Consider the following 20,010-nt stretch of genomic DNA (forward strand, 5'->3'; position numbering starts at 1 on the left):
TCGCTTAAAATCTGTAGGATTTCTCCCAATCAATCTGATAAAAATCAACAGCTGCTGTGGGGCTATGGCGCCCTCTGCGCCTTTAAAGGAATCAATACAAAGTTGGGAGTACCAAAGAGGATGCCGCCCCTCTTTGGTAACTACCCCTGTATTTAAAACTAAGCGGGCACCACGCCGCCGGCGCAATAGTTGGAACTTCCCGTGCCAGGACGGAAACCCCGCACACGATAATTGGCGGGAAGCGAAGGCACTGTTTGCCCCAGATATTGAGTATCAAAGGTTACTGTTGCCGAACCTTGGGTCAACAACGAGCGGTTGGCGTTGATCGGGTTAAACAAGACCGTAGAACTTACGTCAAATGTAAGGTCCCATCCAATACTGGCAGCCGAGGCGTCGGGCACTGTAAAAGTTCGAGACTCGGTGACCACGGACGGTGGTGTCTGGGTATTATTCTGGAACCCGACGAACGTCACGTTTATAAGTTGCCCCGCGCTCAAATAATCCGAGCCTGGAATATGAATGACCAGTCTGCCACTGTTAATCGGCCTCAGCGTGTCGCAGTTCAGCGTACCGGTATTATTAAGGACTCTCGGCGCTTCCATTCGCAAAATGACAGAGTCGACGATCACCGTTGTATTGACCGACACACTCGGGTTTGCACTGGCCGCCGACGTGATGGTGTAAGACGCCAACTGCGTAGGGCCGCCCAAGTTTCTGATGTCACTGAAGGGAATGGTGAAATCCACGAACCCACTGGCAGGCAGGGTCACGACATTCTGCGCTTGCAGACGGCCACCATAATTCAAGGTCACTGTGAACGGCAGTGAGTCGGCGGGCAATGCGGGCGTCGTCCACAATGGGATCCGAGCCCTTGCTGCCAGATTTACGTCATCAGCCTCCAGATGGTTATCAGGCCCGAATGTGCCCCCGGCGCGCATCGCCTGGACCACCACTGGCGACAGGTTGGGATTCAAGTTCCCAGGCCCCACGATCACCGGCCCCACAGGCCCAACGATAGACAGGTCAAGATCGAACGGTGTTTCCAAAGGCGGCGTCGGATAGGTGGTTGCGCCGCGACGCACGACGTACGAAGCCGTCACAGGCACCCGGTTCTTGCCGGGGGTTTGAGGCCCGTACAGCGTATCCACATTGGCCGCAGTGAACAGAGCTGGCACCGGGAATGCAGTAGTGCCCAGCGCCACCGTGACCGGAATTGAGGCGAACGCTGAGCTCAGCGTAACGACGATTTCATCGGTGGGGCGCAGCGCATTCGTGTAGCTGGGAACCAGCACTCGCACGCCGCCTCCCGACACCACATCAGCACGGTCAATCAGGCCGTCGCCGGGCACTGCCAGTTCAACCGTTGGCGCAGAAAACTCGGTGGGCAATGGCGCCTGTGCCAAGTCTGCCAGATCCAGGCTGTACGAGAGCTCGGAGGGGTTGCCGGCCACGTCAAACAGGCGGTAGCGCATACTGTAGTTGCCCCTGCGCTCAGCCGCGACAACACTCGCCGGCAACGGAAGCGTCAGGGGCACAGCCGGATCAATCCGGAATTTTGTTTCCGGGTTAGGCGGCGCAAACGCGTAAGGCTTATCCGAAGAGCCGAAAAACATTTCGACGTAATCGCCATCGGATAACCCGTTTTGCGCATCATAGGGAATCGGAAACAGCGCCGTCTGGTTTGGCTGACTCTGAATATAGGCAAGGTCCAGAGGCCCGACCAAGCCCACCGGCAGCGAGGGTTCCGGCGGATTGACGCGGGGGCGGTCGTAGGGAGACGTCTCGTCGACGACCAGCAGCTGCGGGACTGAAAAGTTATCGACGCCCGAGTCGGCGATGAGCACCCGGTACCTGACCAAATACACACCAGGGGGACGATAGGCTTGCGGTATTGCCACCGGCACTGGATCGGGTTGACTTGTCAATCGGCGTTGAAACCGGGTGCTGCTGGAGCCGAAATAGGCATCTTCGGCCTCTACATCCAAACCACTCAGATCCAGGTACGGAGCAATCTCGACAGTTAATACATCCATCGCCGCAGGGTCGGTACTTGCGCCGTCCCACAGGGGAATATTCAAATTGGTGGACTGTCCTTTTGAAGCCGCACGCGTCAGCAACCCCGTGTATCCAATCACTTGGTCAGCAAACACGCCAAGTTGAAATCTTTCGGGCGTGTAATCGGAGGGCGCCCTAGGTACAAAAGCATCTATGATTTGTCTGTTTGTAAGTTCCATTATCTTGCTCCGGACAGTTAAACCGCTAAGACCAAAATGCGCTTCGCCAAGTGAATAAACTTTGTTTATCCACCACGAAGCCTTACCGTAAAAAGCCAAATACCTAATGCACACATGACACACACCGATGATTCAACCCGACACGATTCCATTCGCAGAACAATACCGCCCTGTACCGTAGGTCAAATCAACCCTGACTCGCCCCGGGAGTGACTCGCCAACTTTCACACCCTCACGCCATACTTCATAACTGCCGGTCGCCGATCCGTACTTGCGCACCGGCAGCAGCGTCATATCAAACGAATCCAGAACAATAACTGCACCGGCGACTGTATGTGCGGGCTCCCATAACAGTGACCGAGTGACGACAACGCTTGTATTTAATGTGCTCCAGTTATTCTCATTGAAGCCTTGCCACACAAACTTGATCATGTCGCCCACCCGTAACGCGGGGTTGGGCGTTATTAACCATCGCACGCCATCTTTCAACATTGACCAGGGCACGCCGTTAACCGGGTTGGTTTGCGAACTGCAGGTCAAGTAACCATTAGTCAGCGTGTGCTGTATAACCGGTGCAGGCAGTGGGACAAGCTGGGTATTCACATTGGTCACGGGGGAGCGTTGTTCGTTAAAGCCGTTCGTGGTGGTGTAATGCACCGCGTACACCGCGCCAGTGCCGCCACTGATCACGGACCACGGCACATCGCTGAAAAACACCCAGCTACCGGCACTATCAGCGGCGCTCACAGCATAGGTGGCCACCGGGCCCACCCCGTTCCAGTACAGGCTCATCGAGTCCCCCACACGGGGCGTATCAAACAGCCGCACTCGCACGCGCACGGGGTAACCTCGGTCCGCATCAACCAGTGTGTTGGTGCCTGTGCGGCCCACAATTTCCACCGGCGCCAATGTCGGGTTCAGCAATGCCGGTGCATTGGCGTGATCCTGGCCGGCGATCGTCAGGTTCACATTGACGGAAAGCGACTTGAACGACGTCGGCAAAGGGTTGAGCCCGAAGATTTCGTAGCGCACCGCTACGGTCTGTGCCGCCAGAACCGGACTCGGCCCCCTGAGTACCGTCCAGGGGATGTCCACGTCGAATGGCAATTGCGTCACCAGGCGGCGCGTGGTTGGCCGGTCATCCCAATACACAATCACTTCATGCCTGGCCGCGGCGGACCAGCCCGGGTAGCTGTCTATGCGCACGAACACCCCGCCGCCTTCATCCACGCGTGCGTCATTGCGCTTGATCAACTCATCGTTGTAGATCGGAGGACGAATGCTCGGCGCGGGCAGCCCCAGGGACAGCACAAAAGGCAGCCCGCTGCTCAACGTGCTGAAATTGCCGGCCTCGTCATAAATTCGATAGAACAGGTACCCAGGGCCATTGTTCAGGTCGCGAAACGCATCTGAGTTCAAGGTTGCCGTGGGTGGCGTGGTGCTGAAATTTACCAGCGAGCCACCGTCCGCCAGCTTCAACGGCGGCGCGGGCGAATTGGATAAAAAGAATTCAATACGGTCATTGGGCGCCCCGATGTTGTAGACCGGAATGTAAAAAGCCGTGGGCTGATTGTCGGTCAAATACTGGGCGTTGATCGCCGGCTCTGGCGGCACGACAAAGCGTGCCATGTCCGTCGGGGCGATCAATTTTGGCGGTTCCAGGTCGATCGTGATCGTCACTGGCATACTGGTGCTCTGCCCGCCGACGTTGCGGACGGTGTAGTAAAGGCGTGCAATTCGAGTGCGGCTGCGCAGGTTGAGCATGCTGATTTCACGCTCAAAAAACGCCGGAATATCCGGTGGTGGCGGCCCGATCAGGAACCGGTCGAGAAGCCTGATGCCATCATCGCTCTCCCACCAAAGTTCACACGTATGCACCGGATCTGCCGGGTCACCCGGGACAGCAGGCGTTGGCATCGGCTCCCAGGCGGGGATACGCACCTTCAACGGGCTGAGCAGCAGTTGAAGCGGCACAACCCCTCTGCCGTCGGTGGTCACAACACCTGGGACCGTAACGGGATCCAAGCCGTCGCCAATGACAGCCAGTTTGGTTAAAGGCCGGGAACGCGTGTAGGGCTTTCGGATAGTTGACATGTTCCGGCCTCAGGAAAAGTTTCAGCACGGCGAGTCACGAGAGCAAGGTCTTCGCGCCTGCCATGGAAAAATTAAACGCCTAAAGCCTGCGCACGGATACTGTCAGAACTAACAGGTAGGCCCATCCACTCGTCGTTTTTTTTTCAGCGTTGTGCACGCGTCTATTTCTAAATATTCCTTGACGAAAGGCGCCGCCTGGCATTTTATGAAACCGGTTTCAGAGCCTGTCTCAGGCGGTGAAACGGCTAACTCCAATAAGAAAGGCCCGTAATCGTGACTCCATTTTCCGCCGCCCAGCGCAGCCGCGTGACCATGCTTGACGTTGCCGAGCGCGCCGGTGTGTCCAAAGCCAGCGTGTCGCGTTTTATCGGTGATGACCGGGCCCTGCTCTCCGACGCCATTGCGCAGCGTATCGAACAGGCCATCAGCGAACTTGGCTACCGCCCCAACCAGATGGCCCGTGGTTTGAAACGTGGGCGCACACGCTTGATCGGCATGCTGGTGGCCGATATCCGCAACCCCTATTCCATTGCCGTGATGCATGGCGTCGAAACCGCCTGCCGCAAGCACGGCTACAGCCTGGTGGTGTGCAACACCGACCGCGATGACGAGCAGGAGCGCCAGCATTTGGCAGCCCTGCGCTCGTACAACATCGAAGGGCTGATCGTGAACACCCTCGGCCATCACCTTGACCAACTGCTGCAACTGCAGCAGGAAATGCCGCTGGTGCTGGTGGACCGCAAGGTCGAGCCATTGCACAGCGACCTGGTGGGGCTGGACAACGCCGCAGCGGTGCGCATCGCCGTCGAACATTTGCAACAGCAGGGTTATCGCGACGTGTTGCTGGTCAGCGAAGCTGCCGATGGCACCAGTTCACGCCTGGAGCGCCAGGCCAGTTTCAAGGCCGAGATCGCCAGCCGCCCAGGGCTGACCGGCGCGGTACTGGAACTGGACGACGCGCTGCAAAGCCGCTTGCAAGCCTTCCTTGCCACGCCCGGCCCGAAAGCGCTGTTCTGCGCCAACGGTATTGCCGCGCTGGCCTGTACCCGTGCGCTCAAGGCTTCAGGCTGCCGGCTGTTTGAGGATGTCGGCCTGATCGCCCTGGATGATCTGGACTGGTACCCGCTGGTGGGCAATGGCATTACCGCCCTCGCCCAGCCTACTGAAGCGATCGGCGCCAGTGCCTTCGACTGCCTGCTCAAACGCCTGCGCGGCGATGACGCGCCGACGCGCACCCTGGATTTTTTGCCGGAATTAATCATCCGTGGTTCCACACAATCCCTTGTGGGAGCTGGCTTGCCTGCGATGACGGTTTACCAGGCGAAGCCGTAGTCGCCTGACACACCGCCATCGCCGGCAAGCCCGCTCCCATATTGTTTTGCGTATAAAAATGAAACCGGTTTCAGAGGTAAACAACAATGCACAAATACCCCGTCTCCATCAGCCTTTCCAGCTACGGCGCCGAGCTCGTTCGCCAACAGGGCCAACTGAGTTTTGTCGACGTGCTGAGCGCTGCCGGCGCCCAACGCATCGAATGGCGTGAAGAACTGCTGACCACCGAACACCCGGCCACACTGGCCCAGGCTGCGGCCGCGCATGGCCTGGAATCGGTGTACTCCTCGCCGCTGGAACTGTGGGTCGCCGGCCGCGCCCAGCCCAACCCCGAGCTGAATGACACCCTCGACCGCGCCCAGGCATTCGGCGCGCGCTGGCTGAAAGTCTCCCTCGGCTACTTCACCGACACCAACGACCTGCAAAGCCTGCACGCCCTGCTCAACCGGCACCCGGTGCAACTGCTGGTGGAAAACGACCAGACCCTGCACGGCGGACGGATAGAGCCTATGCAGCGGTTCTTCACCGAGGTCGAGCGCCTGGGCCTGCCCGTCAAGATGACGTTCGACATCGGCAACTGGCAATGGCAGGACCAGTCCGCCCTCACCGCGGCACGTTTGCTCGGTCGTCACGTGGATTACCTGCACTGCAAGGCCGTGGCCCGGCGCCAGGATGGCAAGCTGGTGGCCCTGCCGCCCGGCGCCACCGACCTGCATCTGTGGGAACAACTGCTCAAGCATATGACTCAAGGTATTACCCGGGCCGTGGAATTCCCGTTGCAGGGCGATGACCTGATCGAGGTCACCGCGCAACAGGTCGCCGCCCTCGCCGTCCTTGGCCAACCGCGTGCGGAGAATGCCCATGTCTGAGATCGATATCCTGTCGTTTGGTGAAACCATGGCGATGTTTGTCGCCGAGCAGACCGGCGATCTGGCCCAGGTGGCTCAGTTCCACAAACGCATTGCCGGCGCCGACAGCAATGTCGCCATTGGCCTGTCGCGCCTGGGGTTCAATGTGGCCTGGCTGAGCCGGGTGGGGAATGATTCCCTCGGGCGTTTTGTGGTCGACACGCTCAAAAAGGAAGGCCTGGATTGCCGGCATGTGGCGGTCGATCCCCTGCACCCCACCGGCTTTCAGTTCAAGTCTCGCGAAGAGGCCGGCGCAGACCCTCAAGTGGAATACTTCCGCAAAGGCTCGGCGGCCAGCCACCTGTCCATCGCCGCCATCAGCCCCACGCTGCTGCAGGCGCGTCACCTGCACGCCACCGGCATTCCGCCTGCGTTGTCCGAGGCCACCCGTGAGCTGTCCCGCGAGTTGATGACACAGATGCGCAAAGCCGGGCACAGCGTGTCGTTCGACCCCAACCTGCGCCCATCGTTATGGGCCAGCCAGGCGCAGATGATCGCCGAAATCAACGCCCTTGCCGCCATGGCGGATTGGGTCTTGCCGGGTTTGAGCGAAGGTCGCTTGCTCACAGGCTTTGAAGACCCGGCCGACATCGCCGCGTTCTACCTCGACCAGGGCGCCGAGGCCGTGGCCATCAAGCTTGGGCCGGACGGCGCCTATTACCGCACCCAGATGGACCAGGGCTTCGTTGCCGCCGTGCCGGTGGAAAAAGTCGTCGACACCGTCGGCGCCGGCGATGGTTTTGCCGTCGGCATGATCAGCGCCCTGTTGGAAAATCTCAGCTTCCCCGAAGCGGTACAGCGCGGCAACTGGATCGGCAGCCGCGCCGTGCAGAGCCGCGGCGACATGGAAGGTTTGCCCACCCGTGCGGAGTTACCCACTCGATCCGTTGCATGACTTACACCCTGTTGCCACAACTACAACAAGCTCAGGAGCAACTCCATGGATACCTTGAAACTCGCCACCCGCCGCTGGTGGTACATCATGCCTATCGTGTTTATCACCTACAGCCTGGCGTACCTGGACCGCGCCAACTACGGCTTCGCCGCCGCCTCCGGGATGGCCGAAGACCTGATGATCACCCCCGGCATGTCCTCGCTGCTGGGCGCGCTGTTCTTCCTCGGCTACTTTTTCTTCCAGGTGCCGGGGGCGATCTACGCGCAAAAGCGCAGCGTTAAAAAGCTGATTTTTGTCAGCCTGATCCTCTGGGGCGGCCTTGCCACCCTGACCGGCGTGGTGTCCAACGCCTACATGCTGATCGCCATTCGCTTCATGCTCGGGGTGGTCGAAGCCGCCGTGATGCCGGCGATGCTGGTGTACCTGTGCCACTGGTTCACGCGGGCCGAACGCTCGCGCGCCAATACCTTCCTGATCCTCGGCAACCCGGTGACCATGCTGTGGATGTCAGTGGTGTCGGGCTATCTGGTGCAGCATTTCAGCTGGCGCTGGATGTTTATCATCGAAGGCATACCGGCGGTGATCTGGGCGTTTATCTGGTGGAAGCTGGCGGATGAAAAACCCGCCGACGCCAAGTGGCTGAGTGAGCAGCACAAAAAAGACCTGGAAAGCGCGCTGGCCGCCGAGCAAGTCGGGATCAAGGCGGTGAAGAACTACGCCGAGGCCTTCCGCTCGCCCAAAGTGATCATCCTGGCGCTGCAGTTTTTCTGCTGGAGCATCGGCGTTTACGGCTTTGTGCTGTGGCTGCCGTCGATCCTCAAGGCCGGCCTGCAAATGGACATGGTCGAAGCCGGCTGGCTGTCAGCGTTGCCTTACCTGGCGGCGGTGATCGGCATGCTCGCGGTGTCCTGGGGCTCGGACAAACTGCAAAAACGTAAACGCTTTGTGTGGCCACCCCTGCTGATTGCCTCCATTGCGTTCTACGCCTCCTACGCGTTGGGCGCCGAACACTTCTGGTGGTCCTACAGCCTGCTGGTCATCGCCGGCGCCTGCATGTATGCGCCCTACGGGCCGTTCTTTGCCATCGTGCCGGAGATCCTGCCGGCCAACGTCGCCGGCGGCGCCATGGCGCTGATCAACAGCATGGGCGCGCTGGGCTCGTTCGGCGGTTCGTACCTGGTGGGTTACCTCAACAGCACCACCGGTTCGCCTGGCGCTTCGTACCTGCTGATGAGCGGTGCGCTGATGCTGTCGGTGGTGCTGACGATTTTCCTCAAGCCCGGCGCCAGCGACCGTGAACGCGCGCCGATGCCGACCCTTGGATTGAAGGTGAAAACCCGATGAAAAAGTCTGTCGTTTTATACAAGAAACTCTCTGCGCCCTTGATGGCCCGCCTGCATGAGCAGGCCGACGTCACGCTGATCGAAGCCCTCGACGAACCCGGCCTGGCCAAGCTGCGCGAGGCCTTGCCCCGCGCCCAGGGCCTGCTGGGTGCCAGCCTGCGCCTGGACGCCAAGCTGCTCGACCTGGCGCCACACCTTGAAGCGGTGGCCAGCGTCTCGGTGGGTGTCGACAACTACGACATCGACTACCTGACCCAACGCGGCATCCTGCTCAGCAACACGCCGGACGTGCTCACCGAAACCACCGCCGATACCGGTTTTGCGCTGATCCTGGCCACGGCGCGCCGGGTGGTGGAGCTGGCCGACATGGTGCGGGCCGGCCAATGGAGCAAGAACATCGGCCCGTCCCATTTCGGCACCGACGTGCATGGCAAAACCCTCGGCATCATCGGCATGGGCCGCATCGGCGAAGCCTTGGCCCAACGCGGGCACTTTGGTTTTGGCATGCCGGTGATCTACCACAGCCACTCGCCCAAGCCGTTGGTGGAGGAGCGCTTTGGCGCGCAGTACCGCAGCCTGGTGGATTTGCTCAAGGAAGCCGACTTTGTCTGCCTGACCTTGCCGCTGACCGCCGAAACCGAGAAGCTGATCGGCGCTGAAGAGTTTGCACTGATGGGCCCGGAGACGATCTTTATCAACATCTCGCGCGGCAAAGTGGTGGACGAGGCGGCGCTGGTTCAGGCGCTGCAGCAACGCACGATTCGGGCAGCGGGCCTGGACGTGTTCGAGCGTGAGCCGTTGAACCACGACTCGCCCCTATTGCGCTTGAACAATGTGGTGGCCACGCCGCACATCGGCTCGGCGACCCATGAAACACGCGAAGCGATGGCTAAATGTGCGGTGGACAACCTGCTGGCGGCGCTGGCCGGCGACCGCCCGAAAAACCTGGTGAACCCGGCTGCCTGGAAACACTGATTCCTGAGACTTGCACAGACCCAAAGTGGGAGCTGGCTTGCCTGCGATGCAGCCCCCTCGGTACATCAGGTGTACCCAGTGGATGCCTTCGCAGGCAAGCCAGCTCCCACATGTGACCGAGTACACCCGCTACATGGTGCACTGCACTTTAAAAGGTGGGAGCGGGCTTGCCCGCGAAAGCGGTGGGTCAGTGCCAAATGTGCAAACTGACACACTGCATTCGCGGGCAAGCCCGCTCCCACATTGACCGTGTTCATCCAACCTAGCTTGCTGTGTAAACCCAATCCCTGTGGGAGCGGGCTTGCTCGCGATGGCGGTGGGTCAGTGCCGCATGTGCAATCCGACACACTGCATTCGCGGGCAAACCCGCTCCCACATTGACCGTGTTCATCCAACGTAGCTTGCTGTGTAAACCCGCTCCCACATTTGGATCACCGACACATTCAAATCAGCGCAAGGCCCGGCGCAGCACTTTGCCGACGGTGGTCTTGGGCAGCTCGGCGGTGCGGAACTCCACATACCGCGGCACTTTGTAACCCGTCAGGTATTCGCGGCAATGGGCGAGGATCTGCTCCTGCGTGAGGTTCGGGTCCTTGCGCACCACGATGATCTTCACCCTTTCGCCAGTGACGCCATCTTCCACGCCGACCGCCGCCACCTCACCCACGCCCGGGTGCATGGCCACCACGTCTTCGATTTCATTCGGGTACACATTGAAGCCCGAGACCAGAATCATGTCTTTCTTGCGGTCCACCAGGCGGATATAGCCGCGCTCGTCCATCACGCCGATATCACCGGTCGACAGCCAGCCCTCGGCATCCAGCACCTCGGCGGTTTCCTTGGGGCGCTTCCAGTAACCCTGCATCACCTGCGGCCCGCGCACTTGCAGTTCGCCTTGCTCACCGGTGTCGGCCAGTTCACCGTCCTCGCGGATAAAACGCACCCAGGTCGAGGGCAACGGCACGCCAATGCTGCCGGTGAACTCCATCTCGCGCATGCGGGCGATATTGATCGGGCTGATGCTCACCACCGGCGAGCACTCGGTAAGGCCATAGCCCTCGATGATCGGCAGCCCGGTGACTTCTTTCCAGCGCTTGGCCACCGCCGTGTGCGTGGCCATGCCGCCGGCGATCACCAGGCGCAGGGCGGAAAAGTCGCGCGCGCAGAACGCTTTGTTTTCGAGCAAGCCATTAAACAGCGTGTTGACCCCGGCAATGCCGTTGAAGCGCTCCTTGCGCAGGATCATCTGCACGCGTTTCACATCACGCGGGTTGGCGATCAGGATGTTGCGCCCGCCCAGGCACATGAACATCAGGCAGTTCACCGTCAGCGAAAAGATGTGGTACAGCGGCAGCAAGGTGACGTTGGTTTCCTGCTGGTCCTGGTCCAGTTGGTCGCCGACCCAGGCCTTGGCCTGCAACAGGTTGGCGATGATATTGCGGTGGCTGAGCATCACACCCTTGGCGTCCCCGGTGGTGCCGCCGGTGTATTGCAAAAAGGCTAGGTCGTCGAGGTTCATGGCCACCGGGAAGTGATTCAGCGCCCGCCCCTGTTTCAGCACCCGATTGAAGCGCACCGCGCCGGGCAGGTTAAAACCGGGCACCTGCTTTTGCACACGGCGCAAGATGAAATTCATCGCCGCGCCCTTGAAGGTGCCCAGCAAGTCGCCAATGGCCGCCACCACCACGCGCTTGACGCTGCTGCCGGCCACGACCTTTTCCAGGGTGTGGGCGAAGTTTTCGAAGATCACCACGGTTTCGGCGCCGCTGTCCTTGAGCAGATGCTTGAGCTCATGGGAGGTGTACAGCGGGTTGACGTTGACCACCACCGCGCCGGCCAGGATGGTGCCCAACAGGCAGATCGGGTACTGCAAGCAGTTGGGCATCATCAAGGCCACGCGGTCGCCCTTTTTCACGCCCTGACCCTGCAGCCACGCGGCAAACGCGATGCCTTGCACCCGCCAGTCGGCATAGGTCATTTCGGTGCCGATGCTGACGTAAGCGACGCGCTCGCGAAATTTCTCCAGGTGTTCAAGGAACACCTCGCGCAGCGACGGGTAGTCCTCGATACCGGCCTCGATGTCCGCCGGCACGCCGGGCAGGTAAGCGTTCAACCAGATCCGTTCGGTACGTTCCAGGCTTACAGCGTTCATGGCAGTCTCCTTGTTGTTGTTTTTATCGCACTACTTTTCGACGATGGCCGTAACACCCAGCCCGCCCGCCGCGCAGATCGAAATCAAGCCGCGCCCGCCACCATTGTCATGGATGGTTTTGGCCAGTGCCGCCAACTGCCGGCCACCGGTCGCGGCGAACGGGTGGCCACAGCCAAGCGAACCACCGTTGACGTTCATTTTGCTGCGGTCGATGGCGCCCAGCGGTGCGTCCAGTCCCAGGCGCTCACGGCAGTAATCGGCGTCTTCCCAGGCCTTGAGCGTGCACAGCACCTGGGCGGCAAACGCTTCGTGAATCTCGAAGAAGTCAACGTCGGCAAAGCTCAGGCCCTCACGCTTGAGCATGCGTGGAACGGCATAGGCCGGGGCCATCAACAGGCCTTCGGTGCCATCGACAAAATTCACCGCCGCTGTTTCGCCGGTACGCAGGTAGGCCAGCACCGGCAAGCCGTGTTTGGCAGCCCAGGCCTCACTGGCCAACAGCACCACCGAAGCGCCATCGGTCAGCGGCGTGGAATTGCCCGCCGTGAGCGTACCGTTCTGACGGTCGTAGGCGGGGGATAGCCCGGCGAGTTTCGCAAGGCTGGTGTCAGCCCGCAGGTTGTTGTCGCGCGCAAGGCCGCGATAAGGGCTGATCAGATCGTCGAAAAAACCACGGGTGTAAGCGGCGTCCAGGCGCTGGTGGCTGGTCAGGGTCAACTCATCCTGGGCCAGCCGCTTGATCTGCCAGCGCTTGGCCATTTCTTCACAGTGCTCACCCATCGACAGGCCGGTGCGTGGCTCGCCATTGCGCGGCAGCAACGGCTTGAACAACATCGACGGGCGCACCTTCAGCAACGCCTTGAGCTTATCGCCCATGCCCTTGGCGCGGTTGGCCGTGAGCAAGGTGTGGCGCAGGGATTCGTTGATGCCGATGGGCGCGTCCGAGGTGGTGTCGCTACCGCCGGCAATGCCGACGTCGATCTGGCCCAGGGCGATTTTATTCGCCACCAGCAACGCCGCTTCAAGGCCCGTGCCGCAGGCTTGTTGCACGTCGTACGCAGGGGTTTCGGGCGACAATGTGGTCGACAGCAGCGACTCGCGCGCCAGGTTGAAATCGCGCGAATGCTTGATCACCGCCCCCGCGGCAAACTCGCCCAGGCGCTGGCCATGCAGGTTGTAGCGGTCAACCAGGCCTTGCAGGGCGGCAACCAGCAAGTCCTGATTGCTGTCGTGGGCATACACGCTGTTGGAGCGGGCAAACGGGATACGGTTGCCGCCGATAATCGCCACGCGGCGAGTCGGGGCCGGGTTGAAGCTGTAGTCACTCATTGACGGTTCTCATTCCAGACAAAAAGCCCACGCATATGCGGTTTATCGCCCGCCGCATTGCGCACTTCGAACTCACGGCGCGGGCCGGTAACGGGGCGATTCCACAGGGTGACCTGGCCGGGCAGGAAGATCGGCAGTTTGAAGTCGCAATGCGCCTGGGCGTGTTCCAGGCCGCCCGGCGGTTGCTGAGCGGCAAGTGCGCGGCCCAGGGTCCACATGCCGTGGGCGATGGCGCGGCGAAAGCCAAAGATTCTGGCGCCGATCACCGAGGTGTGAATCGGGTTGAAGTCCCCCGACACCTTGGCAAAACGTCGGCCCAGGTCGGCCGGCACTGCCCAGCGCTGGCTGCGCAACAGCCCGTCTTCCTGCAACGTCAGCACGTCTTCCCACGGTTCGCCGACCGGGTCTTTCACGTCACGGCGCAGGTACAGGCTGTCGCTCTGCCACACCAGCGCGTCGGCGCCGTAGGCCCGCGTGGCGATAATCAGCGCCTGGCCTTTGGGGTGCGCCACCCAGCGCTCGCAACCTACTTCCAGGCGCAACGCCTGGCCTTCGTGCAAACGCTGGTGCTGATGAATCCGATTGGCCAGGTGCACCATGCCGCTGGCCGGATACGGAAAGCTCGGCCGTGTCAGCAGCATCAGGTGCAACGGGAACGCCAGCACGTGCGGATAGGACAGCGGCACGCCCTGCTCGCGCCGGAAACCACAGGCGTGGCCATACGCGGCGATAGCGCTGGCCGACAGCGCCACCGCCGAACGCACCAGGCATTCCCTGGGCAGCAACGGCGCACCCTCAAGCTTGGGTTTGCGCAGCGCGCGCACGCCATCGAGCAACAACTGGGTGCGCGACGGTGGCGGGTCGATGATTTGCGTCACGTAGTCCATGGCTCAGGCTCCCAGCAGGCTTTGGCCGCACACGCGTACGACTTGGCCGTTGACCCCGCCGGACGCCGGGTGCGCCAGCCAGGCAATGGTCTCGGCCACATCAATTGGTTGCCCGCCTTGGGACATCGAGTTCATGCGCCGCCCCGCCTCGCGGATCATCAGTGGAATCCTGGCGGTCATCTGTGTCTCGATAAAACCGGGCGCAACGGCGTTGACCGTGACCTGCTGCGCTGCCGCCAACGGTGCCAGGCCGTGCACCAAGCCAATCACACCGGCCTTGGAGGTGGCGTAATTGCTCTGCCCCAGGTTGCCGGCAATGCCAGAGATCGACGACACGCACACAATCCGCCCGCCCGGGCTCAACCCCTGGTGGTGCAGCAACGCATTGCTCAACTGCAACGGCGCTTCCAGGTTGACTGCCAGCACACTGCGCCAGGCCGCCTCGGTCATTTTGGCAATGGTCTTGTCACGGGTGATCCCGGCGTTGTGCACCACCACATCAAAAGCACCGTACTGTTCGACATGTGCCTGCAACAGCGCGGCCGCGTCGGCTGCGGTGATGTCCAGCGGCAAGGCCGAACCGTTGACACTGGCGGCGGCCTGCTGCAGCGCTGCATGGGCTTGGGGCACGTCCACACACACCACGTGGGCGCCGTCGCGGGCCAGCACCTGGGCGATGGCCAGACCAATCCCACGCGACGCGCCGGTGACCAATGCGCGGCGCCCAACAAACGGCTTATCCCAGTTGACGGCAACCTCGCCATCCACCGGTTTTTGCAGGCGCACGACCTGCCCGGACACATAGGCCGAACGGCGCGACAGAAAAAACCGCAGGCTGCTGTCCAGGGCGTCTTCGGCGCCCGGCGCGACATAGATCAATTGCACGGTGATCGCCCGGCGCAGCTCCTTGGCCAGTGAGCGCACCAGGCCTTCGAGGGCGCGTTGGGCGATGGCCTGGGGCAAGTCCCGGCAATGTTCGGGCGCAGTGCCGAGCACCACCACGCGGCCATGCTGACTGAGGCGCTTGGCGTTGGCGTGGAAGAAGACATAGAGCTCGTCGAGCTGCTGCAAATCGAGCACCGCCGTGGCATCGAACACCGCGCCCTGCACCTTGACCGTGGACGGCGCCCGGAGCGTCGCCGGCGTGGCCGCGACGGTGTCGGTGGCGGCAAAAATCTGTTGCACCTGCGTGGATAACCGCCCTGCCCCGGCGACGATGACCGGGTTGACCAGGCCCTGCTGGCCGCTGCGATGGCGCTGCAACGGCAACGGCTGCGGCAGGCCGATGGCCCGGGCGAGGCGCCGGCCCCAAGGGGAGTTGACGAAGGAAAGGTAGCTGTCACTCATAGTAAGCATTCACTCACAACACACACTGGCTTTATAAACCCGATGCCGGTGGGAGCTGGCTTGCCTGGGCTGCAGACGACTCGGTCGTTCACAGGCACCGAGGCGCTGCCATCGCAGACAAGCCCGCTCCCACCTTGATCGTGTTTCTCCTAGTTGACCGAGGCGTTTTCGCTTTGGGGTGTGCGACGTTTGGCGCTCGGCTCCAAGGCTTGTTTGCGCTGCTGCAACGCCTCGAGCAAACCAAAGTCCTGCGGGAAATCATCGACCTGGATGCCATGGTCGGCGTATTCCACATAGCGGCCGAGCAAGATGTCTTCCTCGTCGCTGATCAGGTCCAGCGCCCGCGCCTTGACGCGCCAGCCGCTGAACGCGGTGGCGGAAATCGGCATCGGTTCGATCAGGCCTTGCTTGACGGCCGACTTGAGGCGAGCGTCGATCAGCTCCACCTGCGGCAACAGGCGCAAGCCCAATTCGCCGTAGGCCAGCTTGTCGATTTCCGGGCGCGGGATGTAGGAATTGGCCAACAGGCGGTCGCGGGTTTCGCCTGGCGTCTGCACCACCTCGGCGACTTGGGCCAGCAAGCGATCCGACGGTTTGCGCAGGGGAATACCGAACGGAAAACTCAAGCCACGCACCACTGCCGCAGCAGCGTTCGAGGGGTAGTTATCGAGCACTTCGGCCAGCGCTTCATGCGCACGTAACAGCGCATCCTGGGCGGCCCAGTGCACCAGCGGCAGGTCGGCCTGGGGCCGGCCGTCGTCCTCAAAGCGCTTGAGCACGCAGGACAGGATGTACAACTGCGACAGAATATCGCCCAGACGCCCGGTGATACTTTCCTTGCGCTTGAGTGCCCCCCCGAGCACACCCATGGACACATCCGAGATCAACGCCAGCACCACCGACAGCCGATTGGCCTGGCGGTAGTAGGACGCCAGCGCCGGCTCGGTCTTGGCCGGTGCAGAAAGCAGCCGGCCACCCGTCAGCGAGTGCACCCCGGCGCGTACGGCATTGGCGACGACAAAGCTCACATGGCCGAACATCGCGCGGTCGAAGGCTTCCAGTGCCTGGCGCCGGTCCGGGTTACGCGCGGCTTCCATTTCGCGGAATACGTACGGATGGCAGCGAATCAGCCCCTGGCCAAAGATGATCAGGCAGCGGGTCATAATGTTCGCACCCTCCACGGTGATCGCAATCGGGCTTTGCTGGTAGGCACGGGCCAGGAAGTTGTTGGGGCCCATGCAGATGCCTTTGCCGGCGACGATGTCCATGCCGTCGTTGACAATGATCCGCGCGCGCTCGGTGACGTGGTACTTGGCAATGGCCGAGATCACCGAAGGTTTTTCGCCGGCATCCAGCGACGCCACCGAGACCTTGCGCACCGCGTCGCAGGCATACAAATGCCCGGCCATGCGCGCCAGCGGCGCCTGCACGCCTTCGAACTTGCCGATGGGCAGGCCGAACTGCTTGCGCATCGCCGCGTAGGCGCTGGTGCCGCGTACCGCGACTTTGCCCAGGCCGACGTTGGCCGAGGGCAGAGAAATCGCCCGCCCGGCTGCCAGGCATTCCATCAGCATGCGCCAGCCGTTACCGACCTGTTCGCGGCCGCCGATCACCCATTCCAGGGGAATGAACACATCCTTGCCGGTGGTAGGACCGTTCTGGAATACCGCGTTCAGAGGCCAGTGACGACGACCGCTGTTGACGCCTGGGTGAGACGTTGGGATCAACGCGCAGGTGATGCCCAGCGAGCCCGCCTTGCCCAGCAGGCCCTCCGGGTCTTCGGCGCGAAACGCCAGGCCCAGCACCGTCGCGATGGGGCCGAGGGTGATGTAGCGCTTGTCCCAGGTCACTTTGAAACCCAGCACTTGCTCGCCCTCGTGCAGGCCTTTGCAGACGACGCCCACGTCCGGAATTGCGCCGGCATCAGAGCCCGCATACGGGCTGGTCAGGGCAAAGCACGGGATGTCTTCGCCCCGCGCCAGGCGGGGCAAGTAGTAATTGCGTTGGGCATCGGTGCCGTAATGCAGCAGCAATTCCGCCGGGCCCAGGGAATTGGGGACCATCACCGAAATCGCCGCCGCCGAGCAGCGTGTCGACAGCTTCATCACCACCTGGGAATGCGCGTAGTGGGAGAAGCCTTTGCCGCCGTATTGCTTGGGAATAATCATGCCCAGGAACCCGGCGTCCTTGGTGTACTGCCAGCCTTCGGGGGACATGTCCTGCCAGATCTGGGTGGTTTCCCAGTCGTTGGCGATGTCGCAGAGGGTTTCGACCTCGTTGTCGAGGAAGGCTTGTTCTTCGGCGCTGAGGCTGGCCGGCGCAGCGTTGAGCAGGCGATCCCAATTGGGTTTGCCGCTGAACAGCTCGGCGTCCCACCACACGGTGCCGGATTCGATGGCGGCGCGTTCGGTGTCGGACATGGCCGGCATGATCGTACGAAACAGGCCCAAGGCCTTGCTGGTCAACAGCGTGCGACGCAAGGGTTTGATCGTCAGCAGCAGCGCGGGCACCACCACCAGCAGCGCCGCAACGCTGGTGCCCACACCGGCCACCACGTTGAACAGGTAACCAAGCGCCAGCCAGATCAAGCCAACGCCCAGCCACAGCGCAGCCGCGGCTTGTCGATACGCCAGGGCAATCGCTGCTGCGACACCCACTAATAACCAGATAACCATGGGGATACCTCTACCTAATCAGGGCATGGGCGATGCGCAGGCCGCTCGAAATGAGCGGCGGCGTAAAGCCACACTACAAACTTGAAAAGACAAATTCAAATTTTGTTTTGAAATTTTTATTTAATGCCTTGGCAAAAAAAACCAGGCTGAGCACGTCAGCCTGTTGAATCAGAAAATGCGGTGCTGCACACCTTGCGAGGGCGACCCCCCGCTCTAGAGCCTTTGAACAAGGGCGCCAAGATGCGCTTGCCGCCCTTATCCTCAGCGCTGCGTGACGGACTTAAAAGGCATAGGTTGCCGAAACAGCCACTACGTCACCAGACGATTCGGCCTTACCGTCCAGGCTCGCGGCGCCCAATCGGTCCACGTTCTTGGTCTTGAGATTGACCTCCTGCACGAACTGATGGGAATACGCCAGATCCAGCGTCAAGCCTGGAATCGCCTTCACGTCGTAACCTGCGCCCAGCGACAGGAAGTACCGGTCACCGTCCGGAATCCGCGGGTCGCGTGTAGAGTTACGGGTCGGCGTCTGGTCGGACGCCACACCGGCACGCAATGTCAGCTCATCGGTCGCTTTGAAATCGCCACCAATGGAGTACATCCACGAGTCGCGGTAGTTGTAGGGGATGGACACGATCGTGTTGCCGTCGGACTTGAGGGTCAGGTCCTTGAAGGACGACCATTGGGTCCACACCGCACTCACACCCATGGTCAGGCGGTCATTGAACTGGTGCACCCAGTCCAGGCCCGCTGTTGCCGGGATGTCCAGTTGAGTACTGGCATTGGCGCCGTCGGGCATCAATTTCAGCCCCGGATAGGCCACTTCCGGGATAGTCCCGGTACCGCCGAACGGGCTCGGGGCCGTCATCAGCTGATAGGAGAAGGCGTCGGCGCGAATATTGTACTTGCCCTCCATCTTGTTCTTGATTTTGGCGTGGTAATTGAGGCCGAGGCTGTCTTGCTCGGTGGGTTTCCAGACCACCCCCGTGAACCAACCCACCGACGTATTATCGACTTTGACCCGAATCAGCGACGTACCCAGGCCAGCCGGGAACGGAATGCCGCCCAATTCAGACTTGGAGTTGGCAGCGGCGGCGAGCAAATCGATATTCTGGCTGACGAAGCCTTTACTGTGCTGAACGATCATCCCGGCACCGATGGAAAGGTCATCGCGCACCTTGAACGACAAGGACCCGGTCAACCCTACGGTCTCAATCTTGGTGTCCACTGCAAAGTCACGAAACTTTGAGCCTTCATCCCAGGTGGTGCGCATGCCCTGCGGTACGACTTGGGCCAGACCGAATGAAAACCGATCACCCAGCGGCATCACCATGAACCCGGTGGGGAGCCATGCAGTGAACCCGCCCTGGCCGCCGTCATTGTTATTCAGCACGGCCTGCGCGGGGTCGAAAGTACCATCGGGGTTAAACGGTGTATTGGATACCGGGTTGCCCTGGTAGTCATTGGCCTGGCCTTTGTACTTGATCTTGATCCGCGCGTAATCGACGGTCATTTGCGCAACGTTATGGTCAACAAAAGCCATTGCCGCCGGGTTGTTGAACGCCGAACTCGGGTCGTTCTTGAACAAGGAACCCCCGCCGAACGCTCGCCCCCAGCCCGGTGCGCCATACGTCGGCGTGGAAAAACCGCCGGCTTGCACAGGCACGGCTACCATCAGCCCGCCCATCAACGCCAACCCCAGTAAAGCCTGCACCTGTTGTTTTTTATTATTCATGAGGCACTCCTTATTGTTATCACTCTGAGCCGGCCCAGCCGTCTCGTCTTTCTGTTCGTTCGATCAGGGATCGTGTTTCACGTTGTGCGCGCCCACGCGCTAAA

13 protein-coding genes are annotated in these 20,010 nt (G+C 61.3%); 5 read left to right on the plus strand and 8 right to left on the minus strand.

The features are described 5' to 3' along the window. Positions 1-158 precede the first annotated feature (158 nt). Both ACM530_RS27060 and ACM530_RS27065 read right to left on the minus strand, forming a co-directional pair. Positions 159-2,234, minus strand: coding sequence for a hypothetical protein (locus tag ACM530_RS27060; protein ID WP_416363633.1), 2,076 nt, complete (start codon positions 2,232-2,234; stop codon positions 159-161). A gap of 132 nt (positions 2,235-2,366) precedes the next feature. Continuing rightward, a complete protein-coding gene (locus ACM530_RS27065; protein ID WP_416363634.1) occupies positions 2,367-4,232 on the minus strand; it encodes a hypothetical protein in 1,866 nt (621 codons plus the stop codon). A 369-nt stretch (positions 4,233-4,601) separates the two neighbouring features. Between ACM530_RS27065 and ACM530_RS27070 the strand changes: the two genes are divergently transcribed. The 5 genes from ACM530_RS27070 (at position 4,602) to ACM530_RS27090 (ending at position 9,781) form a co-directional block, all read left to right on the plus strand. Beyond that, positions 4,602-5,660 carry a LacI family DNA-binding transcriptional regulator gene (locus ACM530_RS27070; protein ID WP_347341001.1) on the plus strand — a complete coding sequence of 353 codons (1,059 nt, stop codon included), beginning with the start codon at positions 4,602-4,604 and terminating at the stop codon, positions 5,658-5,660. Positions 5,661-5,746: 86 nt separating this feature from the next. Next, positions 5,747-6,529, plus strand: coding sequence for a sugar phosphate isomerase/epimerase family protein (locus ACM530_RS27075; protein ID WP_416363635.1), 783 nt, complete (start codon positions 5,747-5,749; stop codon positions 6,527-6,529). Then, positions 6,522-7,463, plus strand: a complete 942-nt coding sequence (locus tag ACM530_RS27080; RefSeq protein WP_262206573.1) for a sugar kinase — start codon at positions 6,522-6,524, stop codon at positions 7,461-7,463. Before ACM530_RS27075 ends, ACM530_RS27080 begins: the two co-directional genes overlap by 8 nt. Before the next feature lie 45 nt (positions 7,464-7,508). After that, positions 7,509-8,807, plus strand: coding sequence for an MFS transporter (locus tag ACM530_RS27085; RefSeq protein ID WP_106577856.1), 1,299 nt, complete (start codon positions 7,509-7,511; stop codon positions 8,805-8,807). After that, positions 8,804-9,781 carry a 2-hydroxyacid dehydrogenase gene (locus ACM530_RS27090; RefSeq protein WP_262206574.1) on the plus strand — a complete coding sequence of 326 codons (978 nt, stop codon included), beginning with the start codon at positions 8,804-8,806 and terminating at the stop codon, positions 9,779-9,781. The genes ACM530_RS27085 and ACM530_RS27090 overlap by 4 nt, the downstream gene beginning before the upstream one ends. 448 nt (positions 9,782-10,229) lie before the next feature. On the opposite strand, the gene ACM530_RS27095 is transcribed toward ACM530_RS27090, so the two are convergent. From ACM530_RS27095 to ACM530_RS27120, 6 genes are all read right to left on the minus strand, one after another. Then, complete coding sequence (locus ACM530_RS27095; protein WP_404488008.1) at positions 10,230-11,933, minus strand: AMP-binding protein; 1,704 nt, start codon at positions 11,931-11,933, stop codon at positions 10,230-10,232. Positions 11,934-11,963: 30 nt separating this feature from the next. Then, positions 11,964-13,262, minus strand: coding sequence for an acetyl-CoA C-acetyltransferase (locus ACM530_RS27100; RefSeq protein WP_416363636.1), 1,299 nt, complete (start codon positions 13,260-13,262; stop codon positions 11,964-11,966). Next, positions 13,259-14,149, minus strand: coding sequence for a MaoC family dehydratase (locus ACM530_RS27105; RefSeq protein WP_416363637.1), 891 nt, complete (start codon positions 14,147-14,149; stop codon positions 13,259-13,261). Before ACM530_RS27105 ends, ACM530_RS27100 begins: the two co-directional genes overlap by 4 nt. 3 nt (positions 14,150-14,152) lie before the next feature. After that, complete coding sequence (locus tag ACM530_RS27110) at positions 14,153-15,496, minus strand: 3-oxoacyl-ACP reductase (RefSeq protein ID WP_416363638.1); 1,344 nt, start codon at positions 15,494-15,496, stop codon at positions 14,153-14,155. A gap of 149 nt (positions 15,497-15,645) precedes the next feature. After that, positions 15,646-18,171 (minus strand): acyl-CoA dehydrogenase, encoded by a 2,526-nt coding sequence (locus tag ACM530_RS27115; RefSeq protein ID WP_416363639.1) that lies wholly within the window; start codon positions 18,169-18,171, stop codon positions 15,646-15,648. 280 nt (positions 18,172-18,451) lie between these two features. Continuing rightward, the gene (locus ACM530_RS27120; protein WP_145164418.1) at positions 18,452-19,906 is read right to left on the minus strand and encodes an outer membrane protein transport protein; all 1,455 of its coding nucleotides are present in this window, start codon (positions 19,904-19,906) and stop codon (positions 18,452-18,454) included. Positions 19,907-20,010 lie beyond the last annotated feature (104 nt).

The organism is Pseudomonas sp. NFX183, assembly GCF_047943075.1.
GTDB lineage: Bacteria > Pseudomonadota > Gammaproteobacteria > Pseudomonadales > Pseudomonadaceae > Aquipseudomonas.